This is a genomic window from Paraburkholderia sp. BL18I3N2, from assembly GCF_003001875.1.
Taxonomy (GTDB): Bacteria; Pseudomonadota; Gammaproteobacteria; order Burkholderiales; family Burkholderiaceae; genus Paraburkholderia; species Paraburkholderia phytofirmans.
Genome location: NZ_PVNC01000022.1, coordinates 1 through 19,387 on the forward strand (window position 1 = coordinate 1; position 19,387 = coordinate 19,387).

19 protein-coding genes and 1 pseudogene are annotated in these 19,387 nt (G+C 63.3%); 11 read left to right on the forward strand and 9 right to left on the reverse strand.

What is annotated here, in order from left to right:
- From B0G75_RS34270 to B0G75_RS34295, 5 genes and pseudogenes are all read left to right on the forward strand, one after another.
- Positions 1-173 (forward strand): annotated as a pseudogene (locus B0G75_RS34270) (threonine ammonia-lyase, biosynthetic); the annotation flags it as partial.
- A 240-nt stretch (positions 174-413) separates the two neighbouring features.
- Positions 414-1,592, forward strand: coding sequence for a 4-hydroxybenzoate 3-monooxygenase (locus tag B0G75_RS34275; protein WP_106314259.1), 1,179 nt, complete (start codon positions 414-416; stop codon positions 1,590-1,592).
- Positions 1,593-1,985: 393 nt separating this feature from the next.
- Positions 1,986-2,282, forward strand: coding sequence for a hypothetical protein (locus B0G75_RS34280; protein WP_219908309.1), 297 nt, complete (start codon positions 1,986-1,988; stop codon positions 2,280-2,282).
- Between the two features lie 117 nt (positions 2,283-2,399).
- Complete coding sequence (locus B0G75_RS34285; RefSeq protein WP_106314261.1) at positions 2,400-3,164, forward strand: ParA family protein; 765 nt, start codon at positions 2,400-2,402, stop codon at positions 3,162-3,164.
- 524 nt (positions 3,165-3,688) lie between these two features.
- Entirely contained in the window at positions 3,689-3,931 is a 243-nt protein-coding gene (locus tag B0G75_RS34295; protein ID WP_106314262.1) for a hypothetical protein, read from the forward strand.
- Positions 3,932-3,987: 56 nt separating this feature from the next.
- Here B0G75_RS34295 and B0G75_RS34300 read toward each other — a convergent pair whose 3' ends face one another.
- Positions 3,988-4,236 (reverse strand): hypothetical protein, encoded by a 249-nt coding sequence (locus B0G75_RS34300; RefSeq protein ID WP_106314263.1) that lies wholly within the window; start codon positions 4,234-4,236, stop codon positions 3,988-3,990.
- A 78-nt stretch (positions 4,237-4,314) separates the two neighbouring features.
- Entirely contained in the window at positions 4,315-4,704 is a 390-nt protein-coding gene (locus B0G75_RS34305; protein ID WP_106314264.1) for a hypothetical protein, read from the reverse strand.
- Between the two features lie 804 nt (positions 4,705-5,508).
- On the opposite strand from B0G75_RS34305, the gene B0G75_RS34315 reads away from it, so the two are divergent.
- Positions 5,509-6,441: a TauD/TfdA family dioxygenase gene (locus B0G75_RS34315; protein ID WP_106314266.1), complete on the forward strand. Its 933-nt coding sequence runs from the start codon at positions 5,509-5,511 to the stop codon at positions 6,439-6,441.
- A gap of 27 nt (positions 6,442-6,468) precedes the next feature.
- Here B0G75_RS34315 and kdgR read toward each other — a convergent pair whose 3' ends face one another.
- The 3 genes from kdgR to kduI all read right to left on the reverse strand — a co-directional run bounded on the left by kdgR (position 6,469) and on the right by kduI (position 9,113).
- Entirely contained in the window at positions 6,469-7,341 is an 873-nt protein-coding gene (gene kdgR, locus B0G75_RS34320) for a DNA-binding transcriptional regulator KdgR (protein WP_106314267.1), read from the reverse strand.
- Between the two features lie 124 nt (positions 7,342-7,465).
- Complete coding sequence (kduD, locus tag B0G75_RS34325; protein ID WP_106314268.1) at positions 7,466-8,236, reverse strand: 2-dehydro-3-deoxy-D-gluconate 5-dehydrogenase KduD; 771 nt, start codon at positions 8,234-8,236, stop codon at positions 7,466-7,468.
- Positions 8,237-8,276: 40 nt separating this feature from the next.
- The gene (kduI, locus tag B0G75_RS34330) at positions 8,277-9,113 is read right to left on the reverse strand and encodes a 5-dehydro-4-deoxy-D-glucuronate isomerase (RefSeq protein ID WP_106314269.1); all 837 of its coding nucleotides are present in this window, start codon (positions 9,111-9,113) and stop codon (positions 8,277-8,279) included.
- Between the two features lie 269 nt (positions 9,114-9,382).
- Here kduI and kdgT point away from each other — a divergent pair, with 269 nt between their 5' ends.
- Positions 9,383-10,408: a 2-keto-3-deoxygluconate transporter gene (gene kdgT, locus B0G75_RS34335; protein WP_106314270.1), complete on the forward strand. Its 1,026-nt coding sequence runs from the start codon at positions 9,383-9,385 to the stop codon at positions 10,406-10,408.
- Positions 10,409-10,478: 70 nt separating this feature from the next.
- Here the strand turns inward: kdgT and B0G75_RS34340 are convergent, their stop codons facing one another.
- A complete protein-coding gene (locus B0G75_RS34340; protein WP_106314271.1) occupies positions 10,479-11,078 on the reverse strand; it encodes a GNAT family N-acetyltransferase in 600 nt (199 codons plus the stop codon).
- An 88-nt stretch (positions 11,079-11,166) separates the two neighbouring features.
- Positions 11,167-12,612, reverse strand: a complete 1,446-nt coding sequence (locus tag B0G75_RS34345; protein WP_106314272.1) for an NAD-dependent succinate-semialdehyde dehydrogenase — start codon at positions 12,610-12,612, stop codon at positions 11,167-11,169.
- Between the two features lie 321 nt (positions 12,613-12,933).
- Between B0G75_RS34345 and B0G75_RS34350 the strand changes: the two genes are divergently transcribed.
- The 4 genes from B0G75_RS34350 (at position 12,934) to B0G75_RS34365 (ending at position 17,150) form a co-directional block, all read left to right on the forward strand.
- On the forward strand, positions 12,934-13,137 hold the full coding sequence (locus B0G75_RS34350; RefSeq protein ID WP_007181784.1) for a cold-shock protein: 204 nt from the start codon (positions 12,934-12,936) through the stop codon (positions 13,135-13,137).
- Positions 13,138-13,479: 342 nt separating this feature from the next.
- The gene (gene hpnJ / locus B0G75_RS34355; RefSeq protein ID WP_106314273.1) at positions 13,480-14,901 is read left to right on the forward strand and encodes a hopanoid biosynthesis associated radical SAM protein HpnJ; all 1,422 of its coding nucleotides are present in this window, start codon (positions 13,480-13,482) and stop codon (positions 14,899-14,901) included.
- Positions 14,898-16,058, forward strand: coding sequence for a bacteriohopanetetrol glucosamine biosynthesis glycosyltransferase HpnI (gene hpnI, locus B0G75_RS34360; protein ID WP_106314274.1), 1,161 nt, complete (start codon positions 14,898-14,900; stop codon positions 16,056-16,058). Before hpnJ ends, hpnI begins: the two co-directional genes overlap by 4 nt.
- 96 nt (positions 16,059-16,154) lie before the next feature.
- On the forward strand, positions 16,155-17,150 hold the full coding sequence (locus tag B0G75_RS34365) for a flippase-like domain-containing protein (protein WP_106314275.1): 996 nt from the start codon (positions 16,155-16,157) through the stop codon (positions 17,148-17,150).
- Positions 17,151-17,276: 126 nt separating this feature from the next.
- On the opposite strand, the gene B0G75_RS34370 is transcribed toward B0G75_RS34365, so the two are convergent.
- The gene (locus B0G75_RS34370; RefSeq protein WP_106314276.1) at positions 17,277-18,680 is read right to left on the reverse strand and encodes an ATP-binding protein; all 1,404 of its coding nucleotides are present in this window, start codon (positions 18,678-18,680) and stop codon (positions 17,277-17,279) included.
- On the reverse strand, positions 18,677-19,336 hold the full coding sequence (locus tag B0G75_RS34375) for a response regulator transcription factor (RefSeq protein WP_106314277.1): 660 nt from the start codon (positions 19,334-19,336) through the stop codon (positions 18,677-18,679). Before B0G75_RS34375 ends, B0G75_RS34370 begins: the two co-directional genes overlap by 4 nt.
- Positions 19,337-19,387 lie beyond the last annotated feature (51 nt).

Below are 19,387 nucleotides of genomic sequence, written 5' to 3' on the forward strand. Positions count from 1 at the left end.
ATATCAGCCTGTTCCACTACCGCAACCAGGGCGCGGACTACAGCTCGATTCTGGTCGGCATCCAGGTGCCGGACAGCGAGAACGAGGCGTTCAACAAGTTTCTCGCCACGCTCGGCTATCCGAACTGGGAAGAGACGCAGAATCCGGTGTATCGACTGTTTCTTGCGTCGTAGCGTGGCTCGGGGTTTACCTTGATCTAGTGGAACACTGCGTGGAGGATGAGTCGTCGAGCGAATGGGCCACGAGCCCATCTGGACGGCGTTCGGGCCCGACTGCGCCTACCGGCTGCACGCGCCCGACCGCGACTGCTATCTCTAAATCAGATACGGCCTATCCACCATATCGCGTTGCGCGATACCGTACGTGATCGTCAAACTGAGCGCAAATCTAACGCCGCATTCAGGAGACAACTCATGCGTACTCAAGTTGGCATCATCGGTGCCGGGCCTGCGGGCCTGCTGCTTTCCCATCTTCTCCATTTGCGCGGCATCGACTCCGTCGTACTCGAGTCGCGGAGTCGCGATCAGATCGAATCCACCATCCGTGCCGGCGTGCTCGAACAAGGCACGATGGACCTGTTGACCGAAGCCGGCGTCGGCGCACGGATGAAAGCGGAAGGCGCGCTGCATCACGGCTTCGAACTGGCTTTCGAAGGCAAGCGGAGGCGCATCGATCTGACCGGACTCACGGGACATTCGATCACGGTCTACGCGCAGCATGAGGTCATCAAGGATCTCGTCGCGGCGCGTGTGGCCGACGACGGCAAGCTGCGTTTCGGCGTTTCGGAGACGTCGATTCACGGCATCGATACCGACACGCCGTCGATCCGCTATCGCCACGAAGGCGAAGCGCACGAATTGCAGTGCGACTTCGTGATCGGCTGCGACGGTTCGCAAGGCGTGTCGCGCGCATCGATTCCCCATGCGTTGCGCAGGGATTTCGAACGTGTGTACCCGTTCGGTTGGTTCGGTATCCTGTGCGAAGGGCCGCCGTCATCGGACGAATTGATCTACGCTCGTCACGAGCGCGGCTTCGCGCTGATCAGCACGCGCTCGCCGAACGTGCAGCGCATGTATTTCCAGTGCGATCCGAAGGATTCCGTCGAGAACTGGTCCGACGACCGCATCTGGGCAGAACTGCATGCACGAGTCGACTCGCATGACGGCCAGCAGATCGTCGACGGCAAGATCTTTCAGAAGAACATTGTCGGCATGCGCAGTTTCGTATCGAACACCATGCAACATGGCCGGCTGTTCCTCGCAGGCGACGCGGCGCATATCGTGCCGCCCACCGGCGCGAAGGGTATGAATCTGGCGGTGGCCGACGTGCGCGTGCTGACCGAGGCGCTGAATGCGTTCTACGTAGAGAATCGCACGGATCTGCTCGACGGTTACAGCGCAACAGCGCTCAAACGCATCTGGCGCGCCGAGCATTTCTCGTACTGGATGACCAGCATGATGCACCGTATCGAAGGCGCGTCGCCTTTCGAGCAGCAGCTTCAGGTGGCCGAACTCGAATACGTGACGACATCGCGCGCGGCGGCCACCGCGATGGCGGAAAACTACGTCGGCATCGCAGGCGCTCAAGCGTGAACGAGCAGGGCGCGTCGCATCGAGAGATCGGGCGGCGCGCCTCAGAGACGATCTGATCGCGCGGAAAAGCGCTCATCTGCGTGCACGCGGTTGCTTAGGCAGACTGATCGTGTCGAACCACCGATTGCGACTCACGTTATCGCGGTGCGCACAAAGAATCATCCATACGGCGGTGTGCCTGTCACTCGCGCGGGCCGAACGGCACGCTGCGCTGACGAGCGAATGCGCGGTCGCTTTCGAAGCGCCGTTCATGACCAATGTTCGCGGCGTTGCCGAGCGTGACCGCATAGGCGCGCGTGTGCTCGCGAGCGTCGGCGGGCGCACTCCACTAAGCCTCGCGGCAGCGGCAGCTTGCCTCGCAGGTTCCTGCAAGAGATGTTCAGCGAAATGGTCGTGAAGCAAGACGCTTCATTGATCGCTCACTACCACCATCCGGATTTCATTCTGGAGACCAACGGCCAGAAACAGGACTACGACGCTTCTGCCGAAGGGCACCGCAAGGTGTACGCGGCCGAGGATACCAACGAAATCCGCTACGACGACGGCACTTGGGCTGAGAGCCCGGAGAGAATCGCCACGCGCGTGTGGATCAAAACGCGGCGGCCGAACGAGGCGCCGCCGGAATTCGAAGTCGCGCTGATCGCAAGCTATGTCGATCGAAAAATTCACCGCGTATGGGAATTGACCTGACCGGATTGGACACAGGTGAAGGCCTTCGAAAACTATTCATGGGGACGCACCTCGCGCTGTCATTTTGCCAGGGTAAGCTGTGCCTCTGGTGCGTTCTCAATATAGGGGCAGAGGTCAATGCGGCGTGTGATATTCAACCAGAAGGGCGGTGTGGGCAAATCGACCATCGTATGCAACCTGGCGGCCATCAACGCCAGCGAGAACTTGCGTACGCTAGTCATCGATCTGGACCCGCAAGGCAACTCCAGCCAGTATCTTCTCGGCAAGCAGGCCAGCGATCTCAAGCCCAATGTCGCGGACTTCTTCGAAACGGCTTTGAGCTTCAGTTTCCGGCCAACGCCGGTCTCGACGTTCATCCACCCCACGCCGTTCGAGAACCTCGATGTGATGCCCTCGCATCCGGATCTCGACACGCTGCACGGCAAGCTCGAATCGCGCTACAAGATCTACAAGTTGCGCGACGCGTTGAACGAACTGGATCAGTACGATGCCATCTACATCGACACACCACCGGCGCTGAATTTCTATACCCGCTCAGCGCTGATCGCGGTGGAACGCTGCCTGATTCCGTTCGACTGCGACGACTTCTCCCGTCGCGCGCTGTACACGCTGCTCGACAACGTCAAGGAAATTCAGCAGGACCATAATCCCGGACTGGAAGTCGAAGGAATCGTGATCAACCAGTTTCAGCCGCGCGCAAGTTTGCCGCTTCAACTGGTCGAGGAACTGATCAGCGAAGGCTTGCCTGTGCTGGAGTCGCGACTGTCGACGTCCGTGAAGATTCGTGAGTCGCACCAGTACGCGAAGCCGATGATTCACTTCGATCCCCGTCACAAGCTCGCTCAGGAATTCGTGGCGTTGCATCGGGAATTGATCGACTAGCCGGCGCCGCAGGGCAACGTCATCGAGGCGAATCTGCCGCCAGCCAAATACCCGTTTTGCGTGGATGCCGAGGCCGGTGGCCACGCTCGCTAGCGGATCGCCGAACACGAACTCGGATCGCTTTCCAGTTAGCCTGCAGTGCCGGCAGTTCTTTCTGGAAAATGCGTTTTATCGACGTACGGATTGGACTTCAGTGTCGACAACGTGTACCGGAGGCAATTGATCGGCGCGAGGAACTTCGAATGATCTGATAATTGCCGCCAAAAGCCGATCGGGACATGACCGCCACTGTGCGCGCAACGCAGAACAGTCTCTCGATTGCTGCCGGAGAAACAGCGAATTTCAGTCAAATGAAATTTAAAAAGCACTCGCTGAACAGCCGTTTTTCATTGTAGTGGCAGCAGCAACAGTGAATTCAGGATTGGCGGATTTATCCCGCCGCGCTCGCCACCTACACTCCTTTTACCGCTGCAACGACAGCCCTTGCCGCAGCGCGCAGAAAGACAATCTCTGGAGGTGGTTTCATGAAGTCGCTCATTCAAGCCGTTGCTATCGCCGTTGTTCTCGCCGCGCCGGTAGCCTCGTTCGCCCAGTCGTCCAATGACCCTGTATCGCAAGGCGCGCAAACGCAAGCCGCCGGTCGTCAGGATTCGGCTCAGGCCAATAACAGTGGATACGGTTCGGCCAGCGTCGGCACGTGGCAGGCAGGTCAAGGTAGCGATACGACGGTCAGCTCGTACTCGCCGCCGATTCACAACGCGCGTTAAGCATTTCACGAAGCGCGCGGCGAGCTATCACCGCGCGCGAGACTGACTCTCTTCTTCTATGGCGTGCGCAGCAGTGTCATCTCGTTGTGCAGCAGCGCCAGCAAATCATCATCGCTAGGCCGCGTGCCCCAATGCCGCGCGCCCGCCACTGACGCAATCGCGATCCACGAGTGAGGTGGAAACCATTCGCGCAAGAGTGCGCCGTCCTGACGCAGACACAATTGACCGGTCTGTTCGCTGTATTCGGCGCAGATCAGCGTGTCGTTGATGTGCGCGGTGACTCGTCTTGGATCGCTGCGTAGCAAATCGTCGCTCCTACAGAACGTGTGGCGCGAATGCGTGCGCGGCACGGCCGCGTCATCGACGCGGCCGCGGCCTATGCATCAATGATCGCCGTGGCCGTGGCCATGATCGTGATCGTCGCCATGACCATGCCAGCCGTTATCGTGACCGCGCCAGTCGCCGTGCGGACCACGCGCTTCATGCCACTCGCGTCCGCCGTGATGACGCTCTTCCCACTCGCGCCGTTCCCAGTAGCGGTTGCCGTCGTAGTAGCGCTCACCGTACCAGCCGGGACTCACGACGACCACCGGCGGAGCCGGAGCATAGACGGGCGGTGGCGGCGGTGCGTACACGGGTTCGGGCGCATAAGCGACGCCCGGAACGCCGATGTTTACGCCCACATCGACGTGGGCCAGCGCGAGCGACGACGCGCCGATTCCGAGACCCGCGACGAGCGCCATGGACAGCCAGCGGTTTTGTGATTGCTTCATGTTTTATTTCCGGCTTCTACGATGGTGGGTGGAAAGTCCTGCGCGACTCGCGTTCAATAGCGATCGTGATAGTGATTGTGGTAGCCGCCTTCAGGAACCACGATGCAACCGCCCAATGCGCTGCCGAGCGTGACGGCCAGAATCACCAGCGCGAAAAATCTTTTCATGACAATGCTCCAGTTTCCTTGTGACCCGAACTCTACTGAGCCGCGGCATTTCCGGTGTGTTTGTGTGTAACAGGACGTGTCGATTGCGACGTATGCCGGCAGCGCGTGCGTCGCGTGGATAGCGTGCTTGAATGTGCGGTGAGGAGAGGGGGCGAAGCGAGCGGCCGCAAGTGCAAGCCATTGAACGCATTGTGGAAAAGACGGGGTGGTCGAGCGTTTCCCGGGTTGCGGCGCGTCCAACGGCGCGTGTATCCACGGCCGTCGTGCATGCTGCGGCGCGTGTCGTTGCAGCTATGCCGTGCGGATACATTCGGTTGCAGACTAGCGGCGCCGACCCACATTCTCAGCCGATTTATCGCGCCGACCGCACGTCCGCATGCGCTCGCGCGCCACGCGAGCGTCGATAGCGAACATGAACGACAGTACCGTGACGATATCGGCGTCATCGCATCCGCACGCGATCCTTATGCCGTCGCATGTGATAAGGACATGAGAAACAAGTGTTTTACGCGCGCCGCGGAGACTGGTTAGATCGCTGCATCGGCTGACCGTCAGCCACTTCAGTCCAATCGCATTCGTGCCGGTCCACGCCGGCCTCTCTCGTCCTCGATCGTCCTCACACCAGGAGTGGCATAGCATGTCGAATCTGAGTCTCGCGACGTCCAACGCACTGGACATTCATCCCGTCACTGGCCGCATCGGCGCGGAAATTCGCGGCGTGCGGCTGTCGAGCCAACTCGAAGCGGCCACGGTCGAAGCGATCCGCGCGGCGCTGGTACGTCACAAGGTGATCTTTTTCCGCGGCCAGACGCACTTGCAGGATGCCGATCAGGAAGCCTTCGCCAAGCTGCTCGGCGAGCCGGTTTCGCATCCCACGGTGCCGGTGGTGGACGGCACGGACTATCTGCTCGAACTCGACTCGCATCGTGGCGGCCGCGCCAATTCGTGGCACACGGACGTAACGTTCGTCGACGCTTATCCGCAGGCATCGATCCTGCGCGGCGTGACGATTCCAGAAGTGGGCGGCGACACGGTGTGGGCCAACACGGCCACCGCGTACGACGATCTGCCGCCGCCGCTCAAAGCGCTCGCCGATCAGCTTTGGGCAGTGCACAGCAACGACTACGACTACGCGAATCACACCAGCGTCGGCGAGCGCGGCCGCGACGCCGAAGCGATCAGGCGTCACCGCGAGGCGTTCGTCTCGACGCGTTACGAGACCGAGCATCCAGTCGTGCGCGTGCATCCGGAATCGGGCGAAAAGACGCTGATTCTCGGGCACTTCGTCAAGAGTTTCGTGGGTCTCGCGCCGAGCGCGTCGGCGCATCTGCTGGAACTGCTGCAAGGCTACGTGACGCGTCACGAGAACATCGTGCGCTGGCGCTGGCAGGCCGGCGACGTCGCGATCTGGGACAACCGCGCGACCCAGCACTACGCGGTCAACGACTACGGCGATGCGCACCGCGTGGTGCGCCGCGTGACGCTGAAGGGCGACGTGCCGGTAAGTGTGGACGGCCGCCGCAGTTTCACGCGCAGCGTGCAGCCCAATCCGGCGGCGAAGGCGGCCTGATGGCCTGACGATCTAGCGATCTAACGTTCAGCGCGGCTCGGCGGCGGTCTGTTCCGGCGCCGTCGTTTCGCGATAGCCGAGCCGCGTCGAGATCGCGAGGCCCGACTTCCTGAGCAGCGCGACGTAGTGCGACTTCGTGTCAGCGCCGCAGCGCATGGTCGGAAACGAAATCGACAGGCCGGCGATCACGCGCCCGAAGCGGTCGAACACCGGCACCGCGAGACACCGCAGACCTTCTTCCTGTTCCTCGTTGTCCTCGCCGTAACCTTGCTCGCGCACGTGCGGCAGAATGTTCAGCACGGCTTCGGCGGAGGAGAGCGTCTTCTGCGTCGACTTGCGGAATTCGACGTGCGAGAGCACTTCGCGCGCATCGGCCGGATCCATCCACGCCAGCAACACCTTGCCGATCGCCGTGCTGTGCAGCGGATTGCGCCGGCCGATGCGCGACTGCATGCGCAGCCCGTAGTCCGAATCGATCTTGTGAATGTAGATGATGGCGTCTTCGTCGAATGCGCCGAGGTGAACCGCCTCGCGCGTCGCTTCGCCGATGCGGCGCATTTCGACGTCCGCCTCGCGCACCAGGTCGACACTTTCCAGTGCCTTCGCGCCGAGTTCGAACAGGCGGATGGTCAGCCGGTAGCGCTCGGTTTCCACTTCCTGCGTCACGTAGCCGAGCGCCTTTAGCGTCTGGATCACGCGGTGCACGGTGGTCTTCGACATGCGGAGCCGTTGCGACAGTTCGCTGATGCCGATCTGTCCGCTGTCGCCGATCGCGCCGAGAATCGCGAAGACGCGGCCAATGGACGAGGCCGATTCGCCCCGCTCGCCGCAGTCGGCGTTCTCCGCGTCTTGCGCCTGTGCGGCGCCGTCGTCCTTGCGCCGTTTTCCTGTCGATGCCATTTCCGTGTTCCCTGTCTATCCGTTCCCGCGACGTTCCCGCGAGTTTTGTCGCGACTGTGTCGCGCTTGCCGGCATGCGCCGGCGAGGCGCCGAGAGCATACCGCGTCCGGCGCCGGCTGCCGAGTCAGCGCGCGAGCCAGCCGCCGTCCACCGCCAGTGTATGCCCATGCACGTAGTCCGAAGCCGGCGACGCGAGGAACACCACCGGTCCCGCGAGGTCGTCCGGCGTGCCCCAGCGGGCGGCCGGAATGCGGCTGAGAATCTCGTCGTTGCGCTGGGCGTCGTCGCGCAGCGCGGCCGTGTTCGCGGTCGCCATGTAGCCCGGCGCGATCGCGTTGACGTTGATGCCTTGCGCCGCCCATTCGTTCGCGAGCAGTCGCGTGAGACCCAGCACGCCGCTTTTCGACGCCGTGTAGGACGCAACGCGGATGCCGCCCTGGAACGACAGCATCGACGCGACGTTAATGATCTTGCCGCCGCTTTGCTGCTTCACGAACTGCCGCGCGGCGGCCTGCGAGAGAAAGAACAGGCTCTTCAGATTGACGTCCACCACGGCGTCCCAGTCGGCTTCGGTGAAATCGAGCGCGTCCTCGCGGCGGATGATGCCTGCGTTGTTCACCAGCACGTCGATGCGGCCGAACGCTTCGACCGCGGCGCGCACGATGTCCTCGACCGGCGCGATCGAGCCGAGATCGGCGCGCACGTCCGCGAAGCGGCGTCCGCATGCTTCGACGCGCGCGGCGGTGTCGCCGGCGTCGGCGCGGCTCACGCCGACGATGTCGCAACCCGCGGCGGCGAGTGCGACGGCCATGCCGGCGCCGAGGCCCGTATTGCTGCCGGTGACGATGGCGACGCGGCCGGTGAGATCAAAGGGATTCACGATGTTCGAGCCCATGTCGTGCGGTCGTGGTTGCTAATGTGAAAAGGGCCGCGCATCAACGCAGATCCCGCACCGCGATGTGATCCATATCACTGAACACCTGGTTTTCGCCGACCATGCCCCAGATGAACGTGTACGCCCGCGTGCCGACGCCCGAGTGAATCGACCAGCTCGGCGAAATCACCGCCTGCTCGTTGTGCACGAGAATATGCCGCGTCTCGTTCGGCTCGCCCATCATATGAAAGACGGCGGCGTCGTCGGCGACGTTGAAGTAGAAATACACCTCCATGCGGCGTTCGTGCGTATGGCACGGCATGGTGTTCCACAGGCTGCCCGGTTCGAGTTTCGTCATGCCCATGGAAAGCTGGCAGGTGGGCAGCACTTCGGGAACGATGAACTTGTAGATGGTGCGGCGGTTGCTCGTGGCGGGGTCACCGAGGGTCTGCGGCGAGGCTTGCGCGAGCGAGATCGTGCGGGTCGGATACGACGTGTGGGCGGGCGCGCAGTTCAGGTAAAACTTGGCGGGACGCGCGGCGTCGTCACTGCCGAAGGCGATGGCTTGCGTGCCTTTGCCGATGTAGATCGCCTCTTCGTTGCGCACCGTGTGGCGCGTGCCGTCCACGTCGACCCAGCCGTCGCCGCCGATGTTGATCGCGCCGAGTTCGCGCCGCTCCAGCAGATAGCTCACGCCGATCGCCTGGCCGATGGAGCCGGGCACCTCGACCGCGCGCGCCGCCGGCATCGCGCCGCCGACGATGATCCGGTCGATATGGCTATAGGTCAGCTTCAGCGCATCTCGTTCGAACACCTGATCGACCAGAAACGCCTTGCGCAGCCCGTCGGTATCCAGCGTCTTCGCGTATTCGCTGTTGATGGCCTGTCTCACTTCCATTGTTCTTTCTCCGCTGGGGTTGTGGATTCGACTGTAGCGCAGAAATATGGTTTCGGAACAGTGGTCCGAAAATATTGCGACGCCGCATGATGACTGACAAGGCTTTCCAAGAACACGCGGGTAAACGATGAGCGAGATTTCCGAATGAAACGGAACAGTGTTCCTTTCATGATGCTATATTGCGCCGAAAGGGAGCAGCCCGGCGCGAGAACGGGACATTACCCAGGGTGAATTACCCAATAACTGGACGCAAAGTCCATGGAGGAGGCATGAAGCTCAAGAAGGCCATCGACCGCATTCCTGGCGGCCTGATGTTGGTGCCGTTGCTGCTCGGCGCCTGCGTCCACACATTTGCGCCCGGCGCGGGCAAGTACTTCGGCTCGTTCACCAATGGGTTGATCTCCGGCACCGTGCCGATTCTGGCGGTGTGGTTCTTCTGCATGGGCGCGACGATCGATCTGCGGGCGACCGGCACGGTGCTGCGCAAGTCGGGCACGCTGCTGGTGACGAAAATGCTCGTGGCGTGGATCGCGACGATCGTCGCTTCGCATTTCATTCCAATCGACGGCGTCAAGGCTGGGCTCTTCGCGGGCCTCTCAGTGCTGGCGATCACGACGTCGATGGACATGACCAACGGCGGTCTCTACGCCGCCGTGATGCAGCAATACGGGACCAAGGAGGAGGCGGGCGCGTTCGTGCTGATGTCGATCGAATCGGGGCCGCTCGTCAGCATGATCATTCTCGGCGCAACCGGTGTGGCGTTCTTCGAGCCGCGTCTGTTCGTCGGCGCGGTGCTGCCGTTTCTGGTCGGCTTCACGCTGGGTAACCTGGATGGCGAGCTGCGCGAGTTCTTCGGCCGTTGCGTGCATCCGCTGATTCCGTTCTTCGGCTTTGCGCTCGGTAACGGCATCGACCTCGGCGTGATCGTGAAAAGCGGCCTGCCGGGGATCGTGCTGGGTCTCGGCGTGATCGTCGTGACGGGCATTCCGCTGATTTTCGCGGACCGCTGGATCGCGGGCGGCAATGGGGCGGCGGGGCTGGCGGCCTCGTCGACGGCGGGAGCCGCGGTGGCGAATCCGGCGATCATCGGCGAGATGATTCCGAGCTTCAAGCCGCTGGTGCCGGCCGCCACCGCGATGGTCGCGACGGCGTGTCTCGTGACCGCGGTTCTGGTGCCGATCCTCACGGCGATGTGGGTGCGCCGGCATCATGCGCGCGATGCGTTACGCGAGGAGTTCGCGGCGGCCGCGGCAGGCAATGCGCCGCCGCTGAATGAACGGGATGTGCATGTGTAGAGCAGGGTGACGGCGGCTCGCTTGCGCACTTGTATTTGCGGCGTAAGCGGGCCGCCCGCTGATGGCTTTGTTATCGCGCCAGCTTCGCCTCGAGCATCGTCTTCACTTCACTCCATTCCTCATCGATGATGCTAAAGCGCACCGAGTTGCGCTTACGCCCATCCGGCATGATGCGTTCGTGCCGGACCACGCCCTCCTGTTTCGCGCCGATGCGCAGAATCGCCGCGCGCGATTTCTCGTTGAGCTCGTCGGTGGTGAATTGGACGCGCACGCATTGCATCGCTTCGAACGCGTGGCACAGCAGCAGATACTTCGCTTCGGTATTCACCGCCGAGCGCTGCACCGATTCGCTCAGCCACGTGTGGCCGATTTCGAGCTTGCGATTCACGCGATCGATCTTCCAGAACCGCGTGCTGCCGACCAGCGCGCCGGTGTCGCGGCGCACGATCACGAACGGCATCACGGTGCCGGCCGCGCGGCCTTCGAGCGCGGTGGCGATATAGCCGTCGATGCTGCCGGCTCCGGGCACCACCGTCAGCTTCATATTCCACAATTGCCCGTCCGCGGCGGCGTCGAGCAAACCTTGCGCGTGCTCCCGCTGAAGCGGCCGCAGTTCCACGGTCTTGCCGGTCAGCGTGGGCTGAATGAGTCGTTGGTCGATATCGTTCATGGCAATAAAAAAGGTCCGCGAATCGATGACTCGTGGACCCGGCACGGTAGTGTAAAAAGAGGCGGCCAGCAAGCCGCCTCTGTCCGTCTTAAACCGACATCACCGATACCGCCTTGGTGACCAGGTAGCCTTCCATCGCTTCCGGGCCGCCTTCCGAACCGTAGCCCGAATCCTTCACGCCGCCGAACGGCATTTCCGGCGACGGCGTAGCCGGCTGGTTAATCCACAGCATGCCGACTTCCAGTTGCTGCGACAGCAGATGCACGTTGGTGAACGACTTCGTGAACGCGTAACCCGCGAGCCCGAACGGCAGACGGTTCGCTTCGGCGATCGCTTCCTCGAGCTTGTCGAAGCCGCGGATCGCGGCGATCGGGCCGAACGGCTCATTATTGAACACGTCCGATTCGAGCGACACGTTGGTCAGCACGGTCGGCGCAAAGAAGTTGCCTTCCGAGCCCACGCGCTCACCGCCCGTTTCGACCTTGGCGCCGGTCTTGCGCGCGTCGTCGAGCACCTTGCTCATAGCCGTGAGGCGGCGTGCGTTGGCGAGCGGGCCGAGCGTGGTGCCTTCGGCAAGGCCGTCGCCCAGCTTGAGGCTTTCAGCATGCTTGACCAGCGCCGCGGCGAATTCTTCGCGGATGCTGTTGTGCACGAGGAAACGCGTCGGCGAGATGCAGACCTGGCCGGCATTGCGGAACTTCGCGCCGCCCGCGGCCTTCACGGCGAGCGCCACGTCGGCGTCTTCGGCCACGATCACCGGCGCATGACCGCCCAGTTCCATCGTCGCGCGCTTCATGTGCGAGCCGGCCAGTGCGGCCAGTTGCTTGCCCACTGGCGTCGAGCCGGTGAAGGTGACCTTGCGGATCACCGGATGCGGAATCAGATAGCTCGAAATCTCAGCCGGGTCGCCGAACACCAGGCCAACCGTGCCCGCCGGCACGCCGGCTTCGACGAAAGCCTGCAAGAGCGCCGCCGGCGACGCCGGGGTTTCTTCCGGCGCCTTGACGAGGAACGAGCAGCCGCATGCAAGCGCGGCGCTCAGCTTGCGCACGACCTGATTGACCGGGAAATTCCACGGCGTGAAAGCGGCGACCGGGCCGATCGGTTCCTTCAGCACCAGTTGCTGTGCCGCGAGGTTGCGCGACGGCACGATGCGGCCGTAGACACGGCGGCCTTCGTCGGCGAACCATTCGATGATGTCCGCCGCCGCCAGCACTTCGATGCGCGCTTCGGCGAACGGCTTGCCCTGTTCCAGCGTCATCAGGCGGCCGATGTCCGAGGCACGCTCGCGCACCAGCGCGGCGGCCTTGCGCATGGTCGTGGCGCGCTCGTTGGCCGGCACCTTGCGCCAGGCTTCGAAGCCGCGCTGCGCGGCTTCGAGCGCGCGGTCCAGATCGGCGATGCCGGCGTGCGCCACTTTGCCGATGGCCTTGCCGGTAGCAGGATTGATGACGTCGAGGGTCTTGCCGCTGGCGGCGTCGCACCACTCGCCGTTGATCAGAAGTCGGGTATCGGTATAGCTCGAGGTTGCCATGCTGGGGTTCCTGTGTAGGGGAAAACGACAAGGCCGCGCGTTCATGAAACATTGGGCTGGAACTGCGCGGGCCCTGGATGGACTGCCGATAACCAAACAGTTTATCTGATTGGACGGAATCGCACCGGCGGGCCGCCCGCTTGTGACGCGCGGCACGGCGCTTGCGACGCGGCTGTCGCGGCGCCGAAAATCCGGGCGAAGCAGTGCCGCGCAAAGAAGCGTAGAGTCGAGCGGCGGAGGCAGAATCCGGCGCACACCCGCGGCGGCGGGCGAAGCTCGGCGAATGCAGCCCAATCAACCCAGATGCACAGAGGAAACGACATGCCAACCGGTACAGTGAAATGGTTTAACGACGCGAAAGGTTTTGGCTTCATCACCCCCGACGACGGCGGCGAAGATCTGTTCGCGCACTTCTCGGAGATCCGCTCCGAAGGTTTCAAGTCCTTGCAGGAAAACCAGAAGGTCAGCTTTGAAATCAAGCAGGGGCCGAAGGGCAAGCAGGCGGCGGATATCAAGCCGGTCTGACGTCATGGCCGGTTCGCGCGCGCAACGCGTGCGGCCGGCCATCATTGCGTGTGATCCGCACATAAAAAGCGCCTCGTTCACACGCGTGACATGAAGCGCCGCTAGCGGAGTCTTGCCCGTTTCTTGCCCGTTCGATCCTCTCTGCTACACCTATCCAGCCGCCTGTTTCGAAGTAGATGAAGCAGCGCCCCCCGGCATCGCCAGCGCCCGCATTTTCCTTAAGGTTTCCTTCAGCTTTGCTCCGTAGTATTTCCGCGATTCCCCGCCGCCCGGCGGGCGATAGTTCCGATAGTATGTCGACAGAGAACTGAAAGCGCCCATTCAAGGCTTGCTGGAGCATCCATGAAAACCCTGTTCTTGCAGGCGCCGTCGTATGACGGCTTCGATGGTGGCGCGGGTTCGCGCTATCAGGCCAAGCGTGAAGTCCGCTCGTTCTGGTATCCGACGTGGCTCGCGCAACCCGCCGCACTCGTGCCCGATAGCCGCGTGCTCGACGCGCCCGCCGACGGCCTGTCGGTCGAGGCCACGCTCGACATCGCGCAGCACTACGATCTGGTGGTGATCCACACCAGCACACCGTCCTTCCCCACCGACGCGCTATTCGCCGAAGACCTGAAAAAACGCAAGCCGTCGCTGCTGATCGGCATGGTCGGCGCGAAGGTCGCGGTCGATCCGCACAATTCGCTGACCGCGAGCGAGGCGATCGATTTTGTGTGCCGCGAAGAGTTCGACTTCACCTGCCAGGAAGTCGCCGAGGGCAAGCCGTTCGCACAAGTCAAAGGTCTCAGCTATCGCAACCGCGACGGCTCGATCGAGCACAATGAAGCACGCCCGATTCTCGAGAACATGGACGAACTGCCGTTCGTCGCTCCCGTGTACAAGCGCGATCTGAAGATCGACAACTACTTCATCGGCTATCTGAAGCATCCGTACGTGTCGATCTACACGGGCCGCGGCTGCCGCTCGAAATGCACCTTCTGTCTGTGGCCGCAAACCGTGGGCGGGCATCGCTACCGCACGCGTTCGGTCGAGAACGTGTTGGCGGAAGTGAAGTGGATTCGCGACAACATGCCTGAAGTCAAGGAGATCATGTTCGACGACGACACCTTCACCGACTTCAAGCCGCGCGTCGAGGAAATCGCCCGCGGTCTCGGCAAGCTCGGCGTGACGTGGTCGTGTAACGCCAAGGCGAACGTGCCGTACGCGACGCTCAAGATCATGAAGGAAAACGGCCTGCGCCTGCTGCTGGTCGGCTACGAATCTGGCGACGACCAGATCCTGCTGAACATCAAGAAGGGTCTGCGCACCGATATCGCGCGCCGCTTCAGCAACGATTGCCGCACGCTCGGCATCAAGATTCACGGCACCTTCATTCTCGGTTTGCCGGGCGAAACGCAGGACACGATCCAGAAGACGATCGAGTACGCCAAGGAGATCAATCCGCACACGATCCAGGTGTCGCTGGCCGCGCCGTACCCGGGCACGACCCTCTACAACCAGGCGGTCGAAAACGGCTGGCTCGAAGAGAACAAGGTGATCAATCTCGTGAGCAAGGAAGGCGTGCAGTTGGCCGCGATCGGCTATCCGCATCTGTCGCGCGACGAGATCTACCATCAGCTCGAGAACTTCTACAAGCGTTTCTATTTCCGCCCGTCGAAGATCTGGGAAATCCTGCGTGAGATGTTGACGAGCTGGGACATGATGAAACGGCGCTTGCGCGAGGGCGTCGAATTCTTCCGTTTCCTGCGCGCCCGCGAGGCGTGAACGCCGCGCATTGGGTCGCCGTCACGCTCGCCTGCACGTGCGCGGCGGGCGCGGTTCTCGGCGTCGGCTACACCGTGCTCGCCGGCGCGTTGATCGGACGGTTCTTCGCGCGAGCGGTGTCTGAGCCGACTGCCTTTCCGCCGGTCACGATCGTCAAGCCGCTGCACGGCAACGAGTGGGCATTGCTCGCCAATCTGTCGAGCTTCTGCTGCCAGGATTATGCTGGACCCGTGCAATTCCTGTTCGGCGTGCACGACTCGGCCGACCCCGCGCTGCAAACCGTCGACGACCTGCGCCGTCTCTATCCCGACGCGGACATCACCGTAGTGGCCGACGCGCGCCTGTACGGCCCGAACCGCAAGATCAGCAATATCCTCAACATGCTGCCGCAAGCGCGGCATGACGTGCTCGTGTTCGCCGACAGCGACGTGAGCGTCGGCGTGGACTATCTGCGCAATGTGATCGGCGAGTTGCAGAAGCCGGGTGTGGGACTCGTTACCTGCGCGTATCGCGGACAGCCCGATCCGGGCTTCTGGCCGCGGCTGTCGGCGAAGGCGACCAATTACCAGTTCCTGCCGGGCGTCGTGACCGGGCTCGCGCTCGGACTCGCGCGCCCGTGCTTCGGGCAGACCATCGTGATGCGGCGCGATACGCTCGAAAAAATCGGCGGCTTTACGCCGTTCGTGCGGCATCTGGCGGAGGACCATGCGATCGGCGAGGCGGTGCGCCTGCTCGGCGAGAAGGTCGTGATTCCGCCGTTCACGATCTCGCATGCGTGCGTCGAATCGAGCGCGGCGCAACTGATCGCGCATGAACTGCGCTGGAGCCGAACCATTCGCCGCATCGATCCGCTCGGCCATCTCGGCTCCGCGCTGGTTCATCCGTTGGCGTTCGCGCTGCTCGCGGTGGTCTTTTCCGCCGGCGCATGGTGGGCGTGGTCGCTCGCATTGGCCGCCATGGGCGCGCGGCTCGCCTTGAAGCTGCTGTCCGATCGCGCGTTGAAACAGGCGCATCGCGATCTGTGGCTGCTGCCGTTCTGGGATATCGTATCGTTTGCGATTTTTGTCGCGAGCTTCTGGTCGTCGCGCGTGATCTGGCGAGGCTTCAGCTTCAAGGTGGACGGCGACGGCCTGTTATCGGCGGCACAGGACGAATGAACGGCAGTACGGAACGGCCATGATGCACAGGGTTTTTAAAGCAGCGGTTAAAAGCAGGGCAATGCGCGTCAGGCGCGCGTACGAGGTGCGCGCGTGATGAAGCATCTCGGCCGCATCGCCGCGTTAGCCGGCTTGCTGGTGTCGCTCTGGCTCGTCTGGCATGACAATCCCGGCGCCGTGCTCGGCGCGCTGCGAGCGGCCGGCGCGGGCCTGCTGCTGGCCGCGCTCGCGCACGTGCTGCCGATGCTCGCCAATGCCTGCGACTGGCGTTCGCTGATTCGCGGCGCGACCCGTCCCAGCCTCGTCAATATGCTGCACCTCGTGTGGGTGCGCGAATCGGTGAATAGCATGCTGCCGGTGGCGCGTATCGGCGGCGAAGTGGTGTCGTTTCGCATGCTCAAGCGTTGGGGCGTGCGGCCGTCCATGGCGGTGGGCAGCATCATCGTCGATATGCAGCTCACGGTGATCAGCCAGCTGCTCTTCACCATGGTCGGCATCGGCTTTCTGTTCGCGCATGCGCATTCCGACACGCTGCGGCTCGCTGGACAACTGGCATGGGGCGTGGTGGTGCTCACGCCCCTACTGGTGCTGTTCGCGCTCGTACAGCACGCGAGTCCGTTCGAGCGCATCACGCGCGCGCTCAATCATCTGACGAGCGGTAAGCTCGCCGCATTGGTCGGGCAGTCGGCGCAGATCGATCAGGCCATCAAGCTGATCTGGCGGCGGCGTGGCGTGGTGCTGCGCTACCTGTTCTTCTGGCAACCGCTGCAGTGCTTTCTCACGTCGCTGGAAATCTGGCTGGCACTGCACTTTCTCGGCGTGCAGGTCACGCTCGTGGAAGCGGTGGTGATCGAATCACTGATCCAGGCGATCAGCAGCGCGGCGTTCTTCGTGCCGGGCGGTCTCGGCGTGCAGGAGGGCGGCTTCATTCTGATCGGCGGCGCGTTGGGCCTCGATCCTTCCACCTGCCTCGCACTGGCCGGCGCACGCCGGATTCGCGATCTCGTGATGTTCGTGCCCGGCCTGATCGCGTGGCAGTTCGCGGAGTCGTCGAACCGGGCACCGGAGCGCGCGTTCGAGCGCGCGCCTTAGAGACGAACGGCGCGCGGCGCACGGCCGCCAAGGCACCACAGTTCGCAGCACATGGGCCGCGTGGGCGCGAGAAAGCGCACCTTCACAAGCGAGACGCGCCGCTGCGAGGCCGCTTCCGCATTCTCCTCAACTCGCCTGCGCATAGGCCGGGAACGACACCTCGACCGCGAGCCCGCGCTCGCCGATGCCTTTACCCAGATGCAGGCTCGCGCCGAAATGCTCCGCGATCCGCGCGACGATCGAGAGCCCCAGCCCGCTGCCCGTGGCCTGATTGCCGGTCGCGCGAAAAAAACGATTCGTCAGACGGTCGAGGTCGCCCGGCTCGACACCGGGGCCGTCGTCGCGCACGGTCACCTGCACGCGGTCTTGCGCGTGCTGCACCGCCACTTCGATGCTGCCGCCTGCACGTCCGTACTTGATCGCGTTATCGAGCAGATTGTCGAGCAGGATGCCGATCAGCACGGGCTCCGCGTCGATCTCGGCGCGCAGGTCGCCGAGCAGCGTCACGTGAATATCTTTTTGCTGCGCGTTGCGCTCGTTGGCGAGCAGCGCGTCTTTGGCCACTGCTGCAGGCTTGAGCGGCGCGGTCGAGATTTTTTCATGCACGTCCAGACGCGCGAGCAGCAGTAGTTGCTCCGCGAGCCGCGCGCTGCGATCGACGCCTTGCACCACGCGCTCCATCGCCAGCCGCTGGCGCGCCGTGTCCGTTTCCGCCAGCGCGACTTGCGCCTGCACCTTGATCGCGGCCAGCGGTGTTTTCAGTTCATGCGCGGCGTCGGCGGTAAACGCGCGTTCACGCTCCAGCGAATGCAGCAGACGCGACAGCAGCAGATTGATCGCATCGACGAGCGGGCGCACCTCGGTCGGCGCGTGGCCTATGTCGACCGGTTCCAGCCGGTTGACGTCGCGCGAACGGATGGCGCGCGAGAGCAGCCTGAGCGGCGCCAGACTCCAGCCGATGCTGAACCACACCAGCACCGCCAGCACCGGCAGCGCGACCAGGGTAGGGCGGGCGATGCGGCTCGCGACGCCGCTCACCAGGTCGCTGCGCGTATTGGCCGGTTCGAAGACGCGCACCGTGTGGCCGAGCGCGGTGTCGCGCAAGGTGAACGAGTGATACATCTGGCCGCCAAGCGTGATGTCCTGCGTGCCGCTCACCGCCGGCACCGGCAGATCCCAGGCCTTGAGTTCGTGCAATTGCGGACTGCCCGCCAGCACCGCGCCGTTCGGGCCGCGCACCTGGAACAGCGCATCGCGCGGCAGCGCGTCGTCGTCGTCGCGGTCGTTGGCGCCCGGCTCGCCGCCTTTTTCTTCCTCGCGCACGTCGATGCGGGCGTTGGCGAGCGTGGTCAGATTGGGCTGATCGAGCAGGGCGAGAATCTGCGCGAGTTCCGCGAGACGCGCCTCTTCCCATTCGGCGACTTCGCGGGTGGCCTGACGATAACTCGACACCAGCGCAATGCCCCAGACCAGCGCGATGCTGGTAAGGACCAGCAGCACGAGACGCCGGCGTATCGACGCGCCCATCATTCTTTCTCCACCACGTAGCCGATATTGCGCACCGTCTTGATCAGCTTGGCGCCGAGTTTCTTGCGCAGATTGGACACGTGCACCTCGATCGCGTTGCTCTCGATTTCTTCCTGCCAGCCATACAGGCTTTCTTCGAGCCGCGAGCGCGACTGGGGAATCCCCTGGTTGGTCAGTAACTGCAACAGGATCGCCCATTCGCGCGAAGTGAGCGGCACGCGCGTCGCGCCCACTTCGACGGTTTGCGCGGCCGGGTTGACCGTCAGGTCCTGATAGCGGATCTGCTCGACGCTGCGGCCCTGCGCGCGGCGCAACAGGGCCCGGCAACGGGCGATCAGTTCGGTCAGATCGAAGGGCTTGCCGAGATAGTCGTCGGCGCCCGCTTCAAGGCCGCCGACACGGTCGACCACCGTGCCCCGCGCGGTCAGCACCAGCACCGGCACGTCCTTGCCCGAATCGCGCAGCCGTTTCAGCAGTTCCATCCCCGATACGCGGGGCAGGCCGAGATCGAGCAGCACCAGCGCGTAGGCGGTGGTGTCGAGCGCGAGACCGGCCTTGTGGCCGTCGCGCGCCCAGTCGACCGTAAAGCCTGCCTGACGCAGTCCCGCTTCGATACCGCAGCCGATCAGATCGTCGTCTTCTACGAGGAGTACGCGCATGAGTCTGTTAGTTCCATTCGATGTTTCATTGCACGGCAGCCGCAATATTCA

Bases quoted from the DNA above. Each gene is read 5' to 3' on its own strand.
- B0G75_RS34285 (WP_106314261.1), top strand. From the start codon at position 2,400: ATGCGGCGTGTGATATTCAACCAGAAGGGCGGTGTGGGCAAATCGACC.
- B0G75_RS34375 (WP_106314277.1), bottom strand. From the start codon at position 19,336: ATGCGCGTACTCCTCGTAGAAGACGACGATCTGATCGGCTGCGGTATC.
- kduI (WP_106314269.1), bottom strand. From the start codon at position 9,113: ATGGAAGTGAGACAGGCCATCAACAGCGAATACGCGAAGACGCTGGAT.
- B0G75_RS34315 (WP_106314266.1), top strand. From the start codon at position 5,509: ATGTCGAATCTGAGTCTCGCGACGTCCAACGCACTGGACATTCATCCC.
- B0G75_RS34275 (WP_106314259.1), top strand. From the start codon at position 414: ATGCGTACTCAAGTTGGCATCATCGGTGCCGGGCCTGCGGGCCTGCTG.
- kdgT (WP_106314270.1), top strand. From the start codon at position 9,383: ATGAAGCTCAAGAAGGCCATCGACCGCATTCCTGGCGGCCTGATGTTG.
- B0G75_RS34345 (WP_106314272.1), bottom strand. From the start codon at position 12,612: ATGGCAACCTCGAGCTATACCGATACCCGACTTCTGATCAACGGCGAG.
- hpnJ (WP_106314273.1), top strand. From the start codon at position 13,480: ATGAAAACCCTGTTCTTGCAGGCGCCGTCGTATGACGGCTTCGATGGT.
- B0G75_RS34305 (WP_106314264.1), bottom strand. From the start codon at position 4,704: ATGAAGCAATCACAAAACCGCTGGCTGTCCATGGCGCTCGTCGCGGGT.
- kduD (WP_106314268.1), bottom strand. From the start codon at position 8,236: ATGGGCTCGAACATCGTGAATCCCTTTGATCTCACCGGCCGCGTCGCC.
- B0G75_RS34340 (WP_106314271.1), bottom strand. From the start codon at position 11,078: ATGAACGATATCGACCAACGACTCATTCAGCCCACGCTGACCGGCAAG.
- B0G75_RS34295 (WP_106314262.1), top strand. From the start codon at position 3,689: ATGAAGTCGCTCATTCAAGCCGTTGCTATCGCCGTTGTTCTCGCCGCG.
- kdgR (WP_106314267.1), bottom strand. From the start codon at position 7,341: ATGGCATCGACAGGAAAACGGCGCAAGGACGACGGCGCCGCACAGGCG.
- B0G75_RS34370 (WP_106314276.1), bottom strand. From the start codon at position 18,680: ATGATGGGCGCGTCGATACGCCGGCGTCTCGTGCTGCTGGTCCTTACC.
- B0G75_RS34365 (WP_106314275.1), top strand. From the start codon at position 16,155: ATGAAGCATCTCGGCCGCATCGCCGCGTTAGCCGGCTTGCTGGTGTCG.
- B0G75_RS34350 (WP_007181784.1), top strand. From the start codon at position 12,934: ATGCCAACCGGTACAGTGAAATGGTTTAACGACGCGAAAGGTTTTGGC.